15 protein-coding genes are annotated in these 17,614 nt (G+C 65.7%); 10 read left to right on the top strand and 5 right to left on the bottom strand.

Translation table 11 applies throughout. The features are described from left to right. Window positions 1-40 precede the first annotated feature (40 nt). Entirely contained in the window at window positions 41-1,456 is a 1,416-nt protein-coding gene (locus AC5O77_RS04205; RefSeq protein ID WP_478057528.1) for an aminotransferase-like domain-containing protein, read from the bottom strand. 183 nt (window positions 1,457-1,639) lie between these two features. On the opposite strand from AC5O77_RS04205, the gene cyoA reads away from it, so the two are divergent. The 5 genes from cyoA to AC5O77_RS04180 all read left to right on the top strand — a co-directional run bounded on the left by cyoA (window position 1,640) and on the right by AC5O77_RS04180 (window position 6,307). Next, the gene (cyoA, locus tag AC5O77_RS04200) at window positions 1,640-2,545 is read left to right on the top strand and encodes a ubiquinol oxidase subunit II (protein WP_478057527.1); all 906 of its coding nucleotides are present in this window, start codon (window positions 1,640-1,642) and stop codon (window positions 2,543-2,545) included. A 5-nt stretch (window positions 2,546-2,550) separates the two neighbouring features. Next, window positions 2,551-4,527, top strand: a complete 1,977-nt coding sequence (gene cyoB / locus AC5O77_RS04195) for a cytochrome o ubiquinol oxidase subunit I (RefSeq protein WP_006474876.1) — start codon at window positions 2,551-2,553, stop codon at window positions 4,525-4,527. Further along, complete coding sequence (cyoC, locus tag AC5O77_RS04190) at window positions 4,524-5,159, top strand: cytochrome o ubiquinol oxidase subunit III (RefSeq protein WP_012512371.1); 636 nt, start codon at window positions 4,524-4,526, stop codon at window positions 5,157-5,159. The genes cyoB and cyoC overlap by 4 nt, the downstream gene beginning before the upstream one ends. A gap of 1 nt (window position 5,160) precedes the next feature. Continuing rightward, window positions 5,161-5,493 carry a cytochrome o ubiquinol oxidase subunit IV gene (gene cyoD, locus AC5O77_RS04185; protein ID WP_006399830.1) on the top strand — a complete coding sequence of 111 codons (333 nt, stop codon included), beginning with the start codon at window positions 5,161-5,163 and terminating at the stop codon, window positions 5,491-5,493. A gap of 142 nt (window positions 5,494-5,635) precedes the next feature. Beyond that, window positions 5,636-6,307: an SCO family protein gene (locus AC5O77_RS04180; protein WP_263010110.1), complete on the top strand. Its 672-nt coding sequence runs from the start codon at window positions 5,636-5,638 to the stop codon at window positions 6,305-6,307. Between the two features lie 125 nt (window positions 6,308-6,432). Here the strand turns inward: AC5O77_RS04180 and AC5O77_RS04175 are convergent, their stop codons facing one another. Both AC5O77_RS04175 and AC5O77_RS04170 read right to left on the bottom strand, forming a co-directional pair. Next, window positions 6,433-7,026: a S8 family serine peptidase gene (locus AC5O77_RS04175; protein WP_006399785.1), complete on the bottom strand. Its 594-nt coding sequence runs from the start codon at window positions 7,024-7,026 to the stop codon at window positions 6,433-6,435. Then, the gene (locus AC5O77_RS04170) at window positions 7,026-8,792 is read right to left on the bottom strand and encodes a S8 family serine peptidase (RefSeq protein WP_100435394.1); all 1,767 of its coding nucleotides are present in this window, start codon (window positions 8,790-8,792) and stop codon (window positions 7,026-7,028) included. The genes AC5O77_RS04175 and AC5O77_RS04170 overlap by 1 nt, the downstream gene beginning before the upstream one ends. Window positions 8,793-9,101: 309 nt before the next feature. Here AC5O77_RS04170 and AC5O77_RS04165 point away from each other — a divergent pair, with 309 nt between their 5' ends. Continuing rightward, on the top strand, window positions 9,102-9,542 hold the full coding sequence (locus AC5O77_RS04165) for a DUF2231 domain-containing protein (protein ID WP_478057525.1): 441 nt from the start codon (window positions 9,102-9,104) through the stop codon (window positions 9,540-9,542). Further along, a complete protein-coding gene (locus tag AC5O77_RS04160; RefSeq protein ID WP_478057524.1) occupies window positions 9,535-10,845 on the top strand; it encodes a PQQ-dependent sugar dehydrogenase in 1,311 nt (436 codons plus the stop codon). The genes AC5O77_RS04165 and AC5O77_RS04160 overlap by 8 nt, the downstream gene beginning before the upstream one ends. A gap of 139 nt (window positions 10,846-10,984) precedes the next feature. Here AC5O77_RS04160 and AC5O77_RS04155 read toward each other — a convergent pair whose 3' ends face one another. Beyond that, a complete protein-coding gene (locus AC5O77_RS04155) occupies window positions 10,985-11,647 on the bottom strand; it encodes an exopolysaccharide biosynthesis protein (protein WP_494506507.1) in 663 nt (220 codons plus the stop codon). Window positions 11,648-11,796: 149 nt separating this feature from the next. Between AC5O77_RS04155 and yidA the strand changes: the two genes are divergently transcribed. The 3 genes from yidA (at window position 11,797) to AC5O77_RS04140 (ending at window position 15,953) form a co-directional block, all read left to right on the top strand. Continuing rightward, on the top strand, window positions 11,797-12,630 hold the full coding sequence (gene yidA / locus AC5O77_RS04150) for a sugar-phosphatase (RefSeq protein WP_032127107.1): 834 nt from the start codon (window positions 11,797-11,799) through the stop codon (window positions 12,628-12,630). 498 nt (window positions 12,631-13,128) lie between these two features. Then, on the top strand, window positions 13,129-15,447 hold the full coding sequence (locus AC5O77_RS04145) for a TonB-dependent receptor (protein ID WP_478057523.1): 2,319 nt from the start codon (window positions 13,129-13,131) through the stop codon (window positions 15,445-15,447). A gap of 119 nt (window positions 15,448-15,566) precedes the next feature. Next, window positions 15,567-15,953 (top strand): hypothetical protein, encoded by a 387-nt coding sequence (locus AC5O77_RS04140; RefSeq protein ID WP_494506506.1) that lies wholly within the window; start codon window positions 15,567-15,569, stop codon window positions 15,951-15,953. Between the two features lie 124 nt (window positions 15,954-16,077). On the opposite strand, the gene AC5O77_RS04135 is transcribed toward AC5O77_RS04140, so the two are convergent. Next, window positions 16,078-17,577: a YifB family Mg chelatase-like AAA ATPase gene (locus AC5O77_RS04135; protein WP_478057521.1), complete on the bottom strand. Its 1,500-nt coding sequence runs from the start codon at window positions 17,575-17,577 to the stop codon at window positions 16,078-16,080. Window positions 17,578-17,614: the final 37 nt, after the last annotated feature.

The following is a 17,614-nucleotide window of genomic DNA, read 5'->3' as shown; positions in this document are numbered from 1 at the left end:
AAAATATCATCTTGTATGGATAAAGCGCCATGCGCCCCGTTCAGACGATGGCGTTGTGGCGTGCCTCGGGGGCCTCGGACAGGATCTCGTTCAGCTTGGCCAGCGCCCCGGCCAGCGCGCCCTGGTCGACTGCGCCGCCCAACGACAGGCGGATCGCATTGCCCGGCGGCGGTTCTTCCACGCTGAAGGCATCGGAGCTGGCAATGCCCAGCCCCTGCTCCTGTGCGGCCTGGATCAACCGGTACTGGTCGAGCCGCGGCGGCAGCGGCAGCCACACATGCAGGCCGGCCGGATGCGCCTGTGCGCGGGACGGCAGGTACTGCGCGGCAATCGCCTGGCGCTCGCGCAGCTCCTGCTGGAAGCGCTGCACCATGTCCTGGGCCTGGCCGCTGCGGATCCACTGCGAGGCCACCGCCACCATCGACTGGGTCGGCATCAGTGCGATTGCGCGCAGCGCATCCAGCACCGGTTCCATCGGCTCGCCGGCCGGCACCACCAGGTAGGCGGTGCGCAGGCCCGGGGCCAGGCACTTGGACAGGGTGGAGATGTAATAGACCGGGCAGCCGGCATCGCGGTGCGCGGCCAGCGGCGGCGCGGCGTTTCCGGCCAGCAACCAGTAGGGATCGTCTTCGATCACGGTCAGATCGTGGCGCTTGGCGACCGCCAGCAGCGCCTGCCGGCGCTGTGCCGACATCGTCGCCGTGGTCGGGTTCTGGATGGTCGGGACCAGGTACAGCAGGCGTGGGCGACGCAGCTGGCAGGCCTCCTCCAGCGCCTCCGGCAGCATGCCTTCGGCGTCCATCGCCACCGGCACCACGCCCCGCTGCAGCACGCGCGCGGCGGCCAGCAGGCCCGGGTAGGTCAGCTGCTCGGCGGCAATCAGCTCGCCCGGCTGGGTGCGGGCCAGGATCAACGCGCACAGCGCGGTCTGCGCGCCGGGGCAGATCACCACCTGGTCGGCGCCCACCGTGCCCAGCATCGGCGCCAGCCACTGCACCGCGGCGGCGCGGTCCTCGCGGGTGCCGGCGCCGACGTGATAGCTCATCAGTTCGCCCTGGCCCAGCTGCTGGCCCACGTGCTGGAAGCCGGCCTCCATGCCCTGTGCGAACGGCGCACTGCCCAGCAGCGGCGGGATGTTCATGCTCAGGTCGACCGAGGTGCTGCGGTTGCCGGCCGACAGCGCGATGAAGGTGCCACCGGCGCCCTGCGCATCGAGCAGGCCGGCCTGGCGCAGCTCGGCGAAGGCGCGGGTGACCGTGGTCAGGTCCACGCCCACCTGCTGGGCCAGGTCGCGCTGCGGCGGCAGGCGGTCGCCCGGGCGCAGCACGCCGTCATCCACCGCCTCGCGCACCTGCTGGGCAATCTGCAGATACAGCGGGCCGGCGCCCTCGCGGAAGGGGCGAACCCAGGTGCGATTGGGGTGTTTCAGGCGGCGGCCGGCGGCAGGTGGCGTCATCGGTCAGTTTTTTCCATACGTGCAGATGCACAAGTCCATACAATGCTGTATCTTGTATGGGCTTGATTGGAGTGGTTCACCTGCTTGTAGGTGACCTCGTACCCACAGTGTAGCCGCTCCACGCCCGGGCGCTGCGCGCAGGCGAGCCGGTCAAGCGCGCTTCTTCAACAGGGTTGACCTCCAATGAATATCTGCTGGAACCGCATCCGCCTGGCGCTGGTCGCCCTGGCTTGCATCGCTCTGACGGGCTGCGACTGGGTGCTGCTGGATTCGAAAGGCATGGTCGGGATCGCCCAGCGCGACCTGATCCTGATCTGCATCGGCCTGATGCTGATCGTGGTGGTGCCGGCCATCGTGCTGACCTTCGTGTTCGCCTGGCGCTACCGCGTCGGCAATACCAAAGCGAAATACATGCCTGACTGGTCGCACTCCACCAAGGTGGAGATCGTGGTCTGGGGCGTGCCGCTGATCATCATCGCGGTGCTGGCAGTGATCGTGTGGACCTCCACCCACGAGCTGGACCCGTACAAGCCGCTGGACGTCGCCGGTGAGCCGCTGCATGTGGACGTGATCGCCACTGACTGGAAGTGGGTGTTCGTGTATCCGGACCTGGGCATCGCCACGGTCAACCAGCTCAACTTCCCGGCCAACCGCGCGCTGGCGTTCAACATCACCTCCAACTCGACGATGAATACCTTCTTCATCCCGCAGCTGGGTGGGCAGATCTACGCGATGGCCGGCATGCGCACGCAGCTGCACCTGATCGCCAACGAGCCTGGCCAGTACCGTGGCATGTCCGGCAACTACAGCGGGCATGGCTTCTCGAACATGAAGTTCATCGCCACCGCCAGCAGCAACGAAGACTTCGAGCGCTGGGTGGCCGAGGTGCGCAGCGCGCCGGACGCACTCAGTTTCGCGGAGTTCAAGGCGCTGGCCGCGCCGTCGCGCAACGCGCCGGTACAACACTTCTCCAGCGTCGAACCGCTGCTGTTCAAGAAGGTCATCGACCAGTTTATCGGTGTCGGTGAGAACACCGCTGCTGCTACCCCGGCGGGCGCTGCCGGTGGTGCCCAGGTTTCCCAGGAGTAACGAACATGTTGGGTAAATTGACGTGGGAGGCCGTGCCGCTGCACGAGCCGATCGTCGTGGTCACACTGGCGGCCATGGTGCTGGGTGGCCTCGCGCTGCTTGGCGCGGTGACGTACTTCAAGCTGTGGGGCCCGCTGTGGCGTGACTGGTTCACCACCGTGGACCACAAGAAGATCGGCATCATGTACGTGGTGGTGGCGCTGGTCATGCTGGTGCGTGGCTTTGCCGATGCGCTGATGATGCGCGCGCAGCTGGCGGCGGCTGGCCCGGGCAGTGATGGCTTCCTGCCACCTGAGCACTACGACCAGATCTTCACCGCGCACGGCGTGATCATGATCTTCTTCGTGGCCACCCCGTTCGTGGTCGGCCTGATGAACATCATCGTGCCGCTGCAGATCGGCGCGCGCGACATGGCGTTCCCGTTCCTCAACGCCTTCAGCTTCTGGATCTTCGTGGTCGGCGCTGCGCTGATGATGATCTCGCTGGGCGTTGGCGAATTCGCCATGACCGGCTGGGTGGCCTATCCGCCGCTGTCGGGCATCGAGTTCAGTCCAGGCGTGGGCGTGGACTACTACATCTGGGCATTGCAGGCTTCGGGCATCGGCACCTTGCTGACCGGCGTCAACCTGTTCATCACCATCCTGCGCATGCGTGCGCCGGGCATGACCCTGATGAAGATGCCGGTGTTCACCTGGACCGTGCTGGTCACCAGCGTGATCATCATCGCCGCCTTCCCGATCCTGACCGTGGCACTGGGGGCGCTCACCCTGGACCGCTACCTGGACTTCAACTTCTACACCAACACGTTGGGTGGCAACCCGATGATGTACGTGAACCTGGTGTGGGCCTGGGGCCACCCGGAGGTGTACATCCTGGTGCTGCCGGCATTCGGCATCTTCTCTGAAGTGACCGCCACGTTCGCGCGCAAGAAGCTGTTCGGCTACAAGTCGATGGTGGGCGCCACCCTGGCGATCGGCATCCTGTCGTTCATCGTCTGGCTGCACCACTTCTTCACCATGGGCTCCGGTGCCAGCGTCAATGCCTTCTTCGGCATCATGACGATGATCATCGCCATTCCCACCGGCGTGAAGATCTTCACCTGGCTGTTCACCATGTACGGCGGCCGCGTTGAGTTCAGCGTGCCGATGCTGTGGACCATCGCCTTCCTGGTCACCTTCACCATCGGTGGCATGACCGGCGTGCTGCTGGCCATTCCGGGCGCGGACTTCCTGCTGCACAACAGCCTGTTCCTGGTCGCGCACTTCCACAACACCATCATCGGCGGCGCGCTGTTCGGCTATCTGGCCGGCTTCGCCTACTGGTTCCCGAAGGTGTTCGGCTTCACCCTCAACGAGCGCCTGGGCAAGTGGTCGTTCGCCTGCTGGGTGATCGGCTTCTACCTGGCCTTCATGCCGCTGTACATGCTGGGCTTCATGGGCATGACCCGCCGCATGAACCAGTACGACAACCCGGCGTGGACGCCGTACCTGATCGCCGCCTTCATCGGTGCGCTGTTCGTGTTCGCCGGCATCATCCTGATGCTGGTGCAGATCTACGTGAGCGTGCGCGATCGCAAGCGCAACCTGGACCTGACCGGCGACCCGTGGAATGCACGCACGCTGGAATGGGCCACGCCGTCGCCGCCGCCGTTCTACAACTTCGCCGTGGTGCCCAAGGCCGATGAGCTGGATGCCTTCCACGAAGCGAAGAAGCGCGGCCTGCCGCCGCCGCCGAAGAAGTACGCACCGATCCACATGCCGAAGAACACCGGCGTGCCGCTGATCCTCAACATCTGGATCCTGGTGCTGTGCTTCGCCCTGGTCTGGCACATCTGGTGGATGGCCGCGGCCAGCTTCATCGCGATGATCGTGACCCTGATCGTGCGGTCCTATGACGAGGACGTGGACTACTACGTCAGTTCCGAAGAGGTGGCGCGCACCGAAGCGGCCAACCTTGCCAAGCTGAAGGAGGTACGCGCATGAACCTGTTGACCCGCCCCGAGCTGGCCAGCGACACGCAGGCGCACGAGGACCACCACGAACACGACCATGGCCACGAACAGGGCGGCATGAAGGTGTTCGGCATGTGGGTCTACCTCATGTCCGACCTGGTGCTGTTCGGTTCGTTGTTCGCCTCGTACGCGGTGCTCAGCACCGCCTACGCCGGCGGCCCCACCGGCAAGGACCTGTTCTCGCTGCCGTTCGTGATGGCCGAGACCTTCCTGCTGCTGGTTTCCAGCATCACCTACGGCCAGGCCGTGCTGGCGATGCATCGTCACGACACCTCGGCAGTGCTGCGCTGGCTGGGCGTGACCTTCGTGCTCGGTGCCTCGTTCATCGGCATGGAGATCTACGAGTTCTCGCACCTGATCCACGAAGGCGCGGGCCCCAGCACCAGTGCCTACCTGTCGGCGTTCTTCGCGCTGGTCGCCACCCACGGCCTGCACGTGGCCAGCGGCCTGATCTGGATGGCGGTGGTCATGCACCAGGTCTACAGCCGCGGCCTGACCCCGACCAACATCACCCGCGTGTCGTGCCTGAGCCTGTTCTGGCACTTCCTGGACCTGGTGTGGATCTGCGTCTTCACCTTCGTCTACCTGATCGGAGCCTTCTGACATGGCCCACGTCGAAACCTCGCGCGCCGGCAATGCGCACGGCTCCACCAAGTCCTACCTGATCGGCTTCGTGCTGTGCGCGCTGCTGACCGTGGTGCCGTTCGCGCTGGTGATGAACCCGGTGCTGTCGCGGCCGCTCACGCTGTTCCTGCTGGTCGGCTTCGCGGTGGCGCAGATCCTGGTGCAGCTGGTCTATTTCCTGCACATGGACCGCAAGTCCGAAGGCGGCTGGAACCTGGCCAGCTTCGTGTTCACCCTGGTGATCCTGTTCATCGTCGTCGCACTGTCGGTCTGGATCATCTGGAGCATGCACTACCACATGATGATCAACTGACCGTGGCCGGGGTGATCGGCATGGACCGCGCGATCACCCCGGCACCTCCGTCCTCTTTCCCCCACGGGCAGGCCTGACCGAGACCCCGCCCGCGTCTGCGTTGGTGGTACCCGTGAAGCGTCCTGCTGCTGTTGCCCGTTCGTTGTTCTCTCCCCGTTTCCGCCTGCCGCTGCTGGCAGGCCTGGCCGTCGGCCTGCTGGCCGGCTGCAGTGCGCAGTCGCGCATGGACTTCTATTCCAAGGACATCGCCTGCGAAGAACTCGGCCAGCAGTGGTCGATGCCCGACAGCCACGGCACCGTGCGTGGGCCGAAGGACCTGCAGGGGCAGGTGACCTATCTGTTCTTTGGCTTCACCAGCTGCCCGGACGTGTGCCCGACCACCATGGTCGAGCTCAGCCAGGTCAAGCACCTGATGGGCAAGGATGCCGACCAGCTGCAGGTAGTGTTCGTCAGTGTCGATCCCGCACGCGACACGCCCGAAGTCGCCCGCACCTATGTGGAAGCGTTCGACCCCAAGGCGATCGCACTGGTCGGCAACGAAGCACAACTGGCCGCGATGGCCAGCGACTTCAAGGCGTTCTACGAAAAGGAACCCGGCCCGGTGCCGGAAACCTACACCATGAGCCACATCGCCGGCGGCTACGTATTTGATCGCCAAGGCCGTCTGCGCCTGTTCGCGCCCTACGGCATGCCGGTGGACAAGCTGTTCTCGGACGTGCAGCGCCTGCTGCTCGAGCCTGGCCATCCGGCCGCCGGCAACGGCCCGCTGGCCAGCTGCCACCTCAAGCAAAGCGACACGCTCGCTGCCCGGTAGGTGTCGACCTTGGTCGACACGCGGTGAATGAATCTGGTGGGTGCCGACCGTTGGTCGGCACACCCCCCACACCAATCCCCCGACCGGCCAGGAGAGCCAACCGGCCGAGGGCACCACTCAACGCCTTACTTGGTTTCTTCCCACTGCACCACGTCCGGCTCGGCTGCCTTGATGCCGGCGGTCGACAGCAGCTTGGTGGTCGCATCCAGTGCCGCGTTCACCGACGGATACTCCACAATCGCGCGGCCCGAGGCCTTGGATACCTTCACCACGGTGCCACCGGTGGCGGTGGCCGCACGCTGCGCCGAAGCCGCATCGGTGAAGAACACCTTGACCCGCGAGGTCGCCACGACCGGCGCGCCATCGTTGGAGACAGCGGCCGCAAACTTGCTGGCACCGGCATCCGCACGTGCGGCCACACCGGTAGACGCATCCGTGGACCGCTTGCTGCGGGTGCCGACGGCCGCCGCGCTGGCATCAGCCCCGGTGGTGATCCGGAACTGGCCGCCGCTGGCCTGCTGCACGGTTGCCGACGGTGCCAGCTGGAAGCGCGAGCCGCCCACATTGAACGAACGGCCAGTGGCCTCCGCCTTCAACTGCTGCGTGTCTACGGTCGACAAGGTCTTCGCCGGAGGTGTCTGGCCCGAGCTCTGTGCCCAGGCGGTGGTGGTCATCGCCGCGAGGGCGAGGGTGCTCAACAGAATGGTCGTCTTCATCATCAGTGCCCCAGAACGCGGATCTTGAAGAATTCGAGGTTGCCACGCGATGCAGCGTTCGCGGCCTGCCCCAGGTCGGTGACTTCCAGCGTCCAGGTGCCCGTGGCGTTCTCATCCAGGAAGGCATTGCTGGACAGCAGGTCCCAGTTGGTGAAGTTGCGCTGCACACCGTTGAGGCCAGAGCCGATGGCGGTGAATGCCGGTTGCACCACGCTGCGGGTGCCACTGGGCGAGATCAGCACGAACTGCAGCTGGCGGGTGTTGCTGTGGTTGACGCGGAAGCCGAGCTGCACGCTCTCGATGTTGCGCGCACCGTTGGCGAGCTGGAAGGTCAGGCGCGCCGCGGCCGCCGAGGTATTGCCGATGGCCACGGTACGCGTCGTGTTGCGCCAGCCACTATCCACCAGTGCACCCAGCGGCTGGAAGTCCTCTGCGACCTGTACCGCGCGTGCCGCATTGACCACACCGAAACCGTACCAGTTGCTGTAGGCACGGCCGGCGGCATTCACCGTCCAGCCCGGCACCAGCACGCGGCCGTCGGAGTGGGTCACCGCTGCCCGGTTCGGATCGGTGCGGGTGGCGGTGGTGGCCAGGATGTACTTCACATCGCGGTAGGACAGGTTCGGGTTGGTCTCCAGCAGCAGTGCCGCCACGCCCGACACCATCGGCGTGGCCGCCGAGGTGCCGTTCATCTTGCCGGTGTAGTTGCAGGTGCTGTCGATGGCAGACTGGTCGCCGTCCAAGGTGTTGCGCAGGCTCGTGTTCTTGTTGCTGCCCTGCGCGCAGCCGGTGACATCGGTGGTGAGGATGGCCGGATCGTAGCGGATCGCCAGCTGCCCCGGCACGACCTGCCGCTGCCAACCATTCTCACCGCCGAAGCCGGACACCCACAGCGCCGAGCCGGTGGACGAGTAGGACGAGCGCACGCCGTCGGCGCGCACGGCGGCAACGGTGATCACGTTGAACAGGTTGTTACGCGGATCGCGGCCGGCGGGAATGCAACCTGTGTTGCGGTTCTTGGTGTCTGCCGAGCAGATGTCGGTGCCATCCGAGCGTGCACCGTTGTTGTGGTTGTTGCCGGCGGCTTTCACGTAGATGCCACCGCGGCCGCCACGGGTGCCGGACATGGCCTGCTCATAGGCGGCGATGTCGTTCTGGCTGTAGGCCAACGGCAGGTTGGGGTTGCCCGGGCTGGAGCCCCAGCTGTTGTTGAAGACGCCCACGTCGGCCACTTCGGCGCCGTCCCACCACGAGTACTCGATGTTGGAATTCGAATTGCCTTGGGCATTGGACGCCAGGAAATTGAAGCCCTTCAGTGTGGCCGCCGAGGCCACGCCGCGCACGCCCAGGTTGTTGGCACCTACTGCACCGGCGATGCCGCCGACCATGGTGCCGTGATTGTCGCGGTCCGGATTGGACGGTGAAGGGTTGTTGCTCTGGTTGGCGAAGTTCTTGCCGGCGACCGCCGCAACGTTGGCGGCCAGGTCCGGGTGTGCGATCTGCAGGCCGTCATCGACGATGGCGATGGTGACGCCCTGGCCACGGATGCCATTGCGGAACAGGCCATCCACGTTCAGATCGTTGCCAGCCACCGGCAGGGTATCGCCCAGTACGGCCTGTCCGGTGTTGAGCAGATGCCACTGACGCCCGGCCAGCGGATCAGCCTGTTGGGCCTGGGCGGTGGCGGCCAGGCTGCCCAGCACCAGGGCAGTGGCAAGGGCCAGGCGCGCGGAGCGCGGTGGCGCGGAGCGTTGCGTGTGTCGCTTCATACACGAATCCTTCTGTTGTGAATCGGCATGGCAGGACGGCGGGGCGGAACTGCCCCATCGCAACGAGCCAAACGCGACACAACGAACAACCCCCTACCTCTTCACACTCCCAATCTGCAGATGTGCCGATTGCGTCACAAACACTTATGCCGTGGGGTAATGACGACTGCAGCGGCCCGCATCTGGTAGGCGCCAACCTGGGTTGGCATCCGCATCCACACATGGCGTGGATCCACCCGGCATCATCGCGCCCCCTCACGTCCGGCTGTGCTACTACAGCCCGTGCGCCCTTCCGCACGGAGCACGATGATGGTCAACCCTCTGGCCCAGGCCCATCGCGGCCTTGGCACCACGCTGTTCAGCCTGTTGAACCCGATACCCTTCGGCTTCTTCGTCGGCGCGCTGATCTTCGACGCGATCTATCTCAACAGCGCCGAGGTGATGTGGGGCAAGGCCGCCGCCTGGCTGATCACCTTCGGCCTGCTGATCGCCGTCATTCCTCGCCTGATCAACCTGTTCACGGTCTGGCGCCGCAACGGCACCGCCACCCGCATCGACCGCATCGACTTCTTCCTCAACCTGGTCGCGGTGCTGCTGGCGATCTGGAATGCCTTCGTGCACAGCCGCGATGCGTATGCCGTTGCCGTGCCGGGCACGATCCTGTCGGCGCTGACCGTGGCCCTGATCGCCCTGGGCCTGATCCTGCTGTCACTGCAGCCGCCGGTGCTGCAGGGAGGCCGTCATGGCTAAGCACATCCTGCCTACCGTGGGCGCCCTGGCGCTGGCCGTGATGCTGTCGGCCTGTGCCGGCAAGGCCGAATACCACCCCACCGACCAATCCGGTGCGAAGCCGCCTCTGCCGGCACCGAAGAACTTCCTGATGCCGCCGATGCAGGTGCCACGCGGCGTGGGCTGGGCCGATGGCCAGTCGCCCACGGTGGCCGAAGGCCTGAAGATCGAACGCATCGCCGCCAACCTGGAGCATCCGCGGCGTCTGCTGACCCTGCCCAATGGCGATGTGCTGGTGGTGGAAGGCAACGGCCCCGGTGAAGAACCGGTCACCACGCCCAAGCAGTGGATCGCCGGCAAAGTGAAGGCGCGCTCGGGCAAGGCCGGCAAAGGCGGCAACCGGGTCACCCTGCTGCGCCGCACGCCGGGCACGAACAACTGGCCCCAGCATGTCTACATCGAAGGCCTGCATTCGCCGTTCGGCATCCAGCTGATCGGCGACACGCTGTACGTGGCCAACACCGGCAACATCATGCAGTATCACTACGTGCCTGGTGAAACCCGCATGTCCGACAAGGGCCGCGAGTTCACCGACCTGCCCAGCACCATCAACCACCACTGGACCAAGGAACTGCTGGCCAGCCGTGATGGCAGCAAGCTGTATGTGGGCGTGGGTTCCAACAGCAACATCACCGAGAACGGCCTGGCCGTCGAGTACCGCCGTGCGGTGGTGCTGGAAGTGGACGTGGCCACCCGTGGCAGCCGCATCTTTGCGTCGGGCATCCGCAACCCGACCGGACTGGACTGGGAGCCGAGCACCGGCACGCTGTGGGCCGTGGCGAACGAACGCGATGAAATCGGTGCGGATCTGGTGCCCGATTACCTCACCTCGGTGAAGGAAGATGGCTTCTACGGCTGGCCCTACAGCTACTACGGTCAGCACGTGGACGAGCGCGTGCAGCCGCAGCGGCCGGACCTGGTGGCGAAAGCCATCACGCCGGACTACGCCATCGGCTCGCACGTGGCACCGCTGGGCCTGCTGTTCTACACCGGCCAGGCACTGCCGGCGCAGTACCACGGCGGCGCCTTCATCGGCGAGCACGGCAGCTGGGATCGCTCACCATTGAGCGGTTACGAAGTGGTCTACGTACCGTTCAAGGACGGCAAGCCGACCGGGCGGCCGCAGACCGTGGTCAGTGGTTTCGCCTCCAAGGACGAGAAGACGCTGATGGGCGCGCCAGTGGGCATGGCCATGGATGCCGAGGGTGCATTGCTGGTCGCCGATGACGTGGGCGACGTGGTGTGGCGGGTGTCAGCCAAGTAGTTCTGTAGCGTCGAGCCACGCTCGACTGCGTTGGATCTGGCCTTGTAGAGTCGAGCCATGCTCGACTGCTTTTGCCAGCAGCAGTCGAGCATGGCTCGACTCTACAAAAAGCCATAAGCCGCCGAGCCTGGGCTCGGCTCTACATTTCCGAAGGCGCAGCGCGGAATCCACTGAACACCGACTCGGCGGCAAACCCCACGCCACCCAGCAGCACGCCGAAATACACCACCGTAGCCACCACGAAACCATAACCAGCCGCCACCGCCGCACCATCGCGCTGGATGAAGCCGATCGCAAAGGACATCAGCGCCAGTGCCGGCAAGGTATTGCTGAACGGAATCGGCCCAGCCGGCGCCATCAGCAGCAGGGTCGCGAACACCAGCATCAGGTTGTTCAGGCGCATCATCTTCTTCGAGCGCACCATCACCGCCAGCCGCATCGGCCGCGACAGCCGCTCCATGCGGTGCACCCATTTCAGCGCACGGCCCAGGTTGGCCTTCAGCTTGTCGGTGGCGATCTCGCGGCGCGCCAGTTTCTGCGGCACCCACAGCGGGCGGTTGCGTACGCGGCTCAGGCCGATCAGCAGGATCGAGGCACCAAACACCGTGCTCAGCCCCGGAATCGACACCGGAATGATGAAGATGGCCGAGAGCAGGATCACGATCAGCAGCAGGCCTTCATCGCCCAGTGCGCTGAGCAGGATACCGACGCTGACCTGGTCGCCGGGCAGCTCGTCGATCATCTGCTCGATCTGCTCGGCCAGGGGCGCGCTGTCATTGGTTTCGGGGGCACGGTAGGTCATGCGTCGCAAGGTTCTCCAGGGAAGGGCGGTCAGCGGGCCGTCCTGCGGTGGGGGACGCACAGGCTCCCGCAGTATCCCGGCCAACGTGGGCAAAGAGGTGAACCGGGCATGAGGGGTTAAACTGGCGTGCCCCGCACGAGTTGAACGCAATGGACATGGGCCGCAGGCAATCGACCATCGAACTGGTCGCCATCGATATGGATGGCACCCTGCTGGACCCCAGCCACACCCTCACCGCGCGGGCCAAGCAGGCGATCGCGCAGGCGCGCGCGCTGGGCGTGCACATCGTGCTGACCAGTGGCCGCCCGGTTCCCGGCCTGGCACCGTTCCTGCACGAGCTGGGCATCACAGGCGACGACGACTACTGCATCGCCTGCAATGGTGGCCTGGTGCAGCGCATCGGCACGCGCGAAACCGTGGTCGAGTATCCGCTCAGCTTCGACGACTTCCTGTTCTGCGAGCAGGTGGCCCGAGACCTGGGTGTGCACTTCCAGGCGCTGGACAGCCGGCGCATGTATACGCCCAACCAGGACATCAGCTACTACACCGTGGCCGACTCGCATCTCTCGCGGATGCCGCTGTCCTATCGCCGCGTGGAAGACATGGACCCGTCGATGTCCTTCATCAAGCTGATGATGATCGACGCGCCCGACGTGCTGGATGCCGCCATCGCGCGCCTGCCCAGCGAACTGACCGAGCGCTTCGCGGTGCTGAAGAGCGCACCGTTCTTCCTGGAAGTGTTCGACCACCGCGCCGGCAAGGGCCCGAGCCTGCAGAAGCTGGCCGAGCACCTGGGCATCGACCGCGCCAACGTGATGGCCATCGGTGACCAGGAGAATGACCTGACCATGCTGCAGTACGCCGGTACCAGTGTGGCGATGGGCAATGCCATCGACGCGGTGAAGGCGGTGGCGCGGTTCGAGACCACCAGCAATGCAGACGAAGGCGTGGCGCGCGCCATTGAGCGTTTCGTCCTGCAGTAACCGCGCGCCCCTGTGCCCTGGTAGGTGCCAACCTTGGTTGGCGCACGCACGCCGTATGCGCCGACCAAGGTCGGCCTCTACCAAGTCCCATCCGCCCTGGTAGGTGCCAACCTTGGTTGGCACACGCACGCCGTATGCGCCGACCAAGGTCGGCCTCTACCGGGTCCCGTCCGCCTCGGTAGGTGCCAACCTTGGTTGGCACACGCGCACCGTATGCGCCGACCCAGGCTATACCCACGTATAGCCCACCCATCCCCATCGCCATCCGCGCTGTACCACCGCGCAATGGCGGATGCGGCAGTGCGATGCAAGAATTTCGCACGTCGAAATCACCCCATCGAATCCCGCAGCAGATGATCGTCCTCGTCTGCTGACCGGCGCGCACCGCGCCGTCACTCCCTCAACGCAATCGCATCGCCAGCCAAAGCGCCGACACCGGTGCTGCAACGCGCTGGGCGTGCGCCGGCGCCGCTCTCTCCCTGCACCCTGGATCTGCCCATGAACACCCCACCCACGACGCGCCTCGCTCTGGCCATCATCACGGCCATCACCGCACCTGCGTACGCCGCAGAAACGCACGATGCCACACATGACACCCCCACCACCTTGAACGCGCTGCAGGTCATCGCCACGCCACGCGGCGCGGCCGTTGCGCCTACCCAGGTGGTTGGCCCCAACCGCTACATCATCAAGGCTGAAGACCTCGACGCGATGGTCACCGGCAACAACGGCCTGGCCATGCTCAAGCAGGTGCCGGGCGCCAGCTACACCGCCACCGATGGGCTGGGCCTGGATATCTCCGCCACCAGCTTGTTCGTGCGCGGCTTCCGCATGAATGAAATGGGCATCACCTTCGAAGGCGTGCCACTGAACGACAACGGCTTCCTCTCGCTCACCGGCACCAGCGTGGTGAACGTGGGCGTGCCCGATGGCATCGGCGCGATCACGGTCAGCCCCGGTGGCGCACCGGTCAGCGTGTTCTCCAGCAGCGTCAACGGCGGCAGCCTGGAATACCGCCTGCGCGAGCTGCAGGACACGCCCAGCCTGCGCGTGAAACAGGGCGTGGGCAGCAACAACACGTTGGTCACCACCGTGTCCGGGCAGAGTGGCCAGCTCGGCGAGCATGGCCCGAAAGTGCTGGTCGACCTGCAGCGTGTGTCTGCCGACAAGTACCAGGGCGAGGGCACCCAGAACTTCCTGCGCGGCGACCTGAAGCTGCAGCAGGATGTCGCCTGGGGTGACTTCACCGTGTTCCTGTCCGACAGCAAGGCCAAGGTCTGGGGCTACAACAACATCTCCTTCGACATGATCCGCAAGCTGGGCTGGGAGGCCGACATCTTCTATCCGGACTACGCGTGGGCCTGGTACGTGGCCTCGCCGGAGAATGCGGACAAGTCCTGCGGCGCCTACACCTGCGGTGAGCTGTCCGAACTGATCCCGTACGACACTGGCCAGATCACTCGCGACCGCGTGTCCTCGATCAACCATCGCTTCCAGATCACCCCGGCGCTGAGCGGCAACGTGCAGCTGTACAACGCCAACAGCCACACCCAGGCTACGCTGACCGACCCGACCGTGCCGTCGCCAAACGGCGCACCGTTCTCCGAACAGGTGCAGACGCCGCGTGTGAATCGGCTGGGTGGCATGGTCAACCTGCAGTTCGAGACCGGCGCGCACACCTTCACCGCCGGTTTCTGGCAGGAGAAGAGCAAGGCCGCAGCCAAGACCGAGTGGTACCAGCAGCCGCTGCTTGGCGAGGGCCCGCCGCTGAAGGCCACCGGTCCGTTCGATGTGTACGGACCTGCGTTCAAGACCGACAACGCATCGAGCTGGGTGACCCGCTCGCGCCAGTTCTACCTGCAGGACGACATCGTGTTGAACGACACGCTGAAGCTGGGTGTCGGCTTCAAGGCCGTGGACTTCCGCACCAGCGGTGGCGGCCTGGGTGATGCCAAGGATCGCCCGGTGAACGGCACGCTGCGCGCGAAGAGCAACTTCCTGCCGCACGTCTCGCTGTTCTGGAGCCCGACCGAATCCACCGACGCCTTCATCGACTTGGCCAATACCATGAACGGCTATCGCGTGGCGCAGCGCGGCAACATCGGCTACACCGCCTCCGCGTGGACCATCACCGACCAGGAAGAGTTCGACCGCGTGGCCGGCACGCTGCGCCCGGAGAAGAACTGGAATCTGACCGTCGGCGCGTCGCATCGCTTCGACCGGCTGACGATCACCGGTGACGTGTTCTACAACGACATCCGCAACCGCCTGCTGTCGGCGGCCATTGGCACCCAGTTCGCGCAGATCAACACGGTGCGGCTGATGCCGAAGATGCACGTGATCGGCGCCGACCTCGGCATCACCGCCGACCTGACCGACCACCTGCAGTTCTATCAGGGCGTGGCGGTGGCCCGTTCGTACTACGACAGCGATTTCGTGGTGGGCGACACGGTGTACCCGATCAAGGGCAATGCCCAGCCGGGCTACCCGCAGATCTCGCTGGTCAGCGACCTGTCGGCGCATTTCGGTGACTGGCGCTTCGGTGCCACCAGCACCTCGTACCTGCGCCAGCCCTTCACCTACGAGAATGACATCCGCGTGCCGACCTTCTGGCAGGTCAACACCTATGCCGCCTACCGCTTCGGTGCGGACAGCGCGGTGCCGGGGCTCGAGCTGCGGCTGGACGTGAGTAATCTGTTCAACCGCCACAACATCGGCACCGCCACCATCGCCGGCTCGTCGTTCTCGGGGGATTACCAGACCCTGCAGCGCAGCGCGCCTCGGCAGCTGATGTTCAGTACCTCGATGGCGTTCTAAGTAGATCCACGCCATGCGTGGATGCACTTGGCGGCCCCCAGGCAGGTGCCCAGATCCGCCCACAAACCCGCCTTGCGCAATAAACAGGGATTTTCTGGCGGCGACGCAAGGTTCCCACAATGTTGCTGGGTCATGCTGTCGGCATGGCTCAGTACAACTCGCGATCACCGTTGTTCGACATCCGGAGCCCGGGACGGCCCCGGCAGGCGCTGTCCGTGGCGCCTGAAATCGACCTGCGGGCCGAGTACCAGTTCTGGCAGGTCTACGAACGCGTGGTCCGCCCGCTGCCCGGCGGAGGGCTGCGTCAGGCCTGGCTGGTCTGCCAGAAGGTGTACCGGGACCGTTGGCAGCACCCGCACGACAGCGACGAGGCGGCGTTGTCGCGGGTGCTGTTTGGCGGGAACATGACGGCTGACCGGGCGTCGGAGCTGGCGGAGCTGCACGCGCTGGTCAGCCGTCGGGTGGCGTTGCTGGCGAAGCGTGGGTGGGTGGATTCCGCGGCGTGATGCCTGCCCTTGGTGGGGTCGACTGTTAGTCGACCGCTCTTTGCATCTACTTCACAGAAGGCCGCGCTTCGCGCGCGAGTCGACCAACGGTCGACTCCACCAAGAGCCAACCCGACCGGCATTTCTAAGGCTTTCCCCGATCCAACTGCCGATACCCGATCGCTTCAGCCAGATGCGCCGTCTGGATCACCTCGCAACCCGCCAGATCAGCAATCGTGCGCGCCACCCGCAGAATCCGGTGCATCGCTCGCGCAGAAAGTTGCAGGCGTTCAATCGCCTGCTCCAACAGATCCTGATCGGCCTCGCTCAGCCTCGTGCAGGCACGCAGCGCCGCCGGTGGCAGATGTGCATTCAGCCCACCACGCGCCTGCTGCCGGGCATGGGCGGCTTCCACCCGCTCACGCACCGATGCACTGGGCTCACCCAGCGGCGTGCTCTCCCGCAGCTCCACCGCGTCCATGCGCGTCACGCTGATATGCAGGTCGATACGGTCCAGCAGCGGGCCGGACACCCGCGCGCGGTAGCGGTTGATACGTTCGTCGCTGCACAGGCAGCGGTTGCTTCGGTCGCCGGCCCAGCCACACGGGCAGGGGTTCATCGCTGCCACCAGCTGGAACCGCGCGGGATACTGCACGCTGCGCGCCGCGCGGGCGATGCGGATGTGGCCGGATTCCAGCGGCTCGCGCAGGGTTTCCAGCGCGCTGCGGTTCCACTCTGGAAGCTCATCAAGGAAAAGGACACCGTGATGGGCCAGCGAGATTTCGCCGGGGCAGGGCGGGTTGCCGCCGCCCACCAGCGCCGCCGCACTGGCACTGTGGTGCGGCGCCCGAAAGGGCCGCTGCCGCCATCGTCTTGGGTCCAACCCTTCGCCACTGACTGAGGCAATCGCAGCCAGCTGCAACGCCTCGGCTTCCTCGGTGTCCGGCAACAGGCTGGGCAGGCGTGAGGCCAGCAGCGTCTTGCCGCAGCCAGGACTGCCGATCAACAACAGATGATGCCCTCCCGCTGCGGCCACTTCCAACGCGCGTCGTGCGTGCGCCTGCCCGCGCACGTCGGCCAGATCGGGCAGTGGCAACGGCGTCGTGTCCACGCGCTCTACTGGCGGCAGCAGGCGCGGATTGCCAAGCCCCGCGCAGCATTCCAGCAGGGTACGGGCCACCCGCACATCGGCGTGCTCGGCCAGAGCAGCTTCTGCGGCATTGCCCGGCGGCACCACCAGGATGCGCCCGGCTTCGGCTGCCGCAATCGCTGCTGGCAGCGCTCCAGCCACAGGCCGCAGTTCACCGGTCAGGCCAAGCTCGCCCAGGAATTCGTACTGCAGCAGCGACTGTGGATCGACCTGGCCGCTGGCCGCCAGAATGCCCAGCGCGATGGCGAGGTCGTAGCGGCCGCCTTCCTTGGGCAGGTCGGCAGGCGCCAGGTTCAACGTGATGCGCCGCTGCGGGAAGTCGAAGCGCGCGCAGAGCAGGGCGGCACGCACACGCTCGCGCGATTCGCGCACGCTGGTTTCGGCCAGGCCCACAATCTGAGTGACAGGCAGGCCGCCAGAGAGATGCACTTCCACCCGCACCAGCGGGGCATCGACCCCGGCGCGGGCGCGGCTGTGGACCAGCGCCAGGCTCATGTGTGGATTCCTGCGGAGGGGCGTTTGATGGTGAGGC

This window comes from Stenotrophomonas sp. INTA L402-1 (assembly GCF_059295135.1).
The sequence above is the reverse complement of the archived record's forward strand: the minus strand, read 5'-3'. Positions and strand labels throughout refer to the sequence as shown.

What these genes read in the sequence shown, in the direction of transcription:
- AC5O77_RS04205 (WP_478057528.1), bottom strand. Translation starts at nt 1,456, where the DNA reads ATGACGCCACCTGCCGCCGGCCGCCGCCTGAAACACCCCAATCGCACC.
- cyoA (WP_478057527.1), top strand. Translation starts at nt 1,640, where the DNA reads ATGAATATCTGCTGGAACCGCATCCGCCTGGCGCTGGTCGCCCTGGCT.
- cyoB (WP_006474876.1), top strand. Translation starts at nt 2,551, where the DNA reads ATGTTGGGTAAATTGACGTGGGAGGCCGTGCCGCTGCACGAGCCGATC.
- cyoC (WP_012512371.1), top strand. Translation starts at nt 4,524, where the DNA reads ATGAACCTGTTGACCCGCCCCGAGCTGGCCAGCGACACGCAGGCGCAC.
- cyoD (WP_006399830.1), top strand. Translation starts at nt 5,161, where the DNA reads ATGGCCCACGTCGAAACCTCGCGCGCCGGCAATGCGCACGGCTCCACC.
- AC5O77_RS04175 (WP_006399785.1), bottom strand. Translation starts at nt 7,026, where the DNA reads ATGATGAAGACGACCATTCTGTTGAGCACCCTCGCCCTCGCGGCGATG.
- AC5O77_RS04170 (WP_100435394.1), bottom strand. Translation starts at nt 8,792, where the DNA reads ATGAAGCGACACACGCAACGCTCCGCGCCACCGCGCTCCGCGCGCCTG.
- AC5O77_RS04165 (WP_478057525.1), top strand. Translation starts at nt 9,102, where the DNA reads ATGGTCAACCCTCTGGCCCAGGCCCATCGCGGCCTTGGCACCACGCTG.
- AC5O77_RS04160 (WP_478057524.1), top strand. Translation starts at nt 9,535, where the DNA reads ATGGCTAAGCACATCCTGCCTACCGTGGGCGCCCTGGCGCTGGCCGTG.
- AC5O77_RS04155 (WP_494506507.1), bottom strand. Translation starts at nt 11,647, where the DNA reads ATGACCTACCGTGCCCCCGAAACCAATGACAGCGCGCCCCTGGCCGAG.
- yidA (WP_032127107.1), top strand. Translation starts at nt 11,797, where the DNA reads ATGGACATGGGCCGCAGGCAATCGACCATCGAACTGGTCGCCATCGAT.
- AC5O77_RS04145 (WP_478057523.1), top strand. Translation starts at nt 13,129, where the DNA reads ATGAACACCCCACCCACGACGCGCCTCGCTCTGGCCATCATCACGGCC.
- AC5O77_RS04140 (WP_494506506.1), top strand. Translation starts at nt 15,567, where the DNA reads ATGTTGCTGGGTCATGCTGTCGGCATGGCTCAGTACAACTCGCGATCA.
- AC5O77_RS04135 (WP_478057521.1), bottom strand. Translation starts at nt 17,577, where the DNA reads ATGAGCCTGGCGCTGGTCCACAGCCGCGCCCGCGCCGGGGTCGATGCC.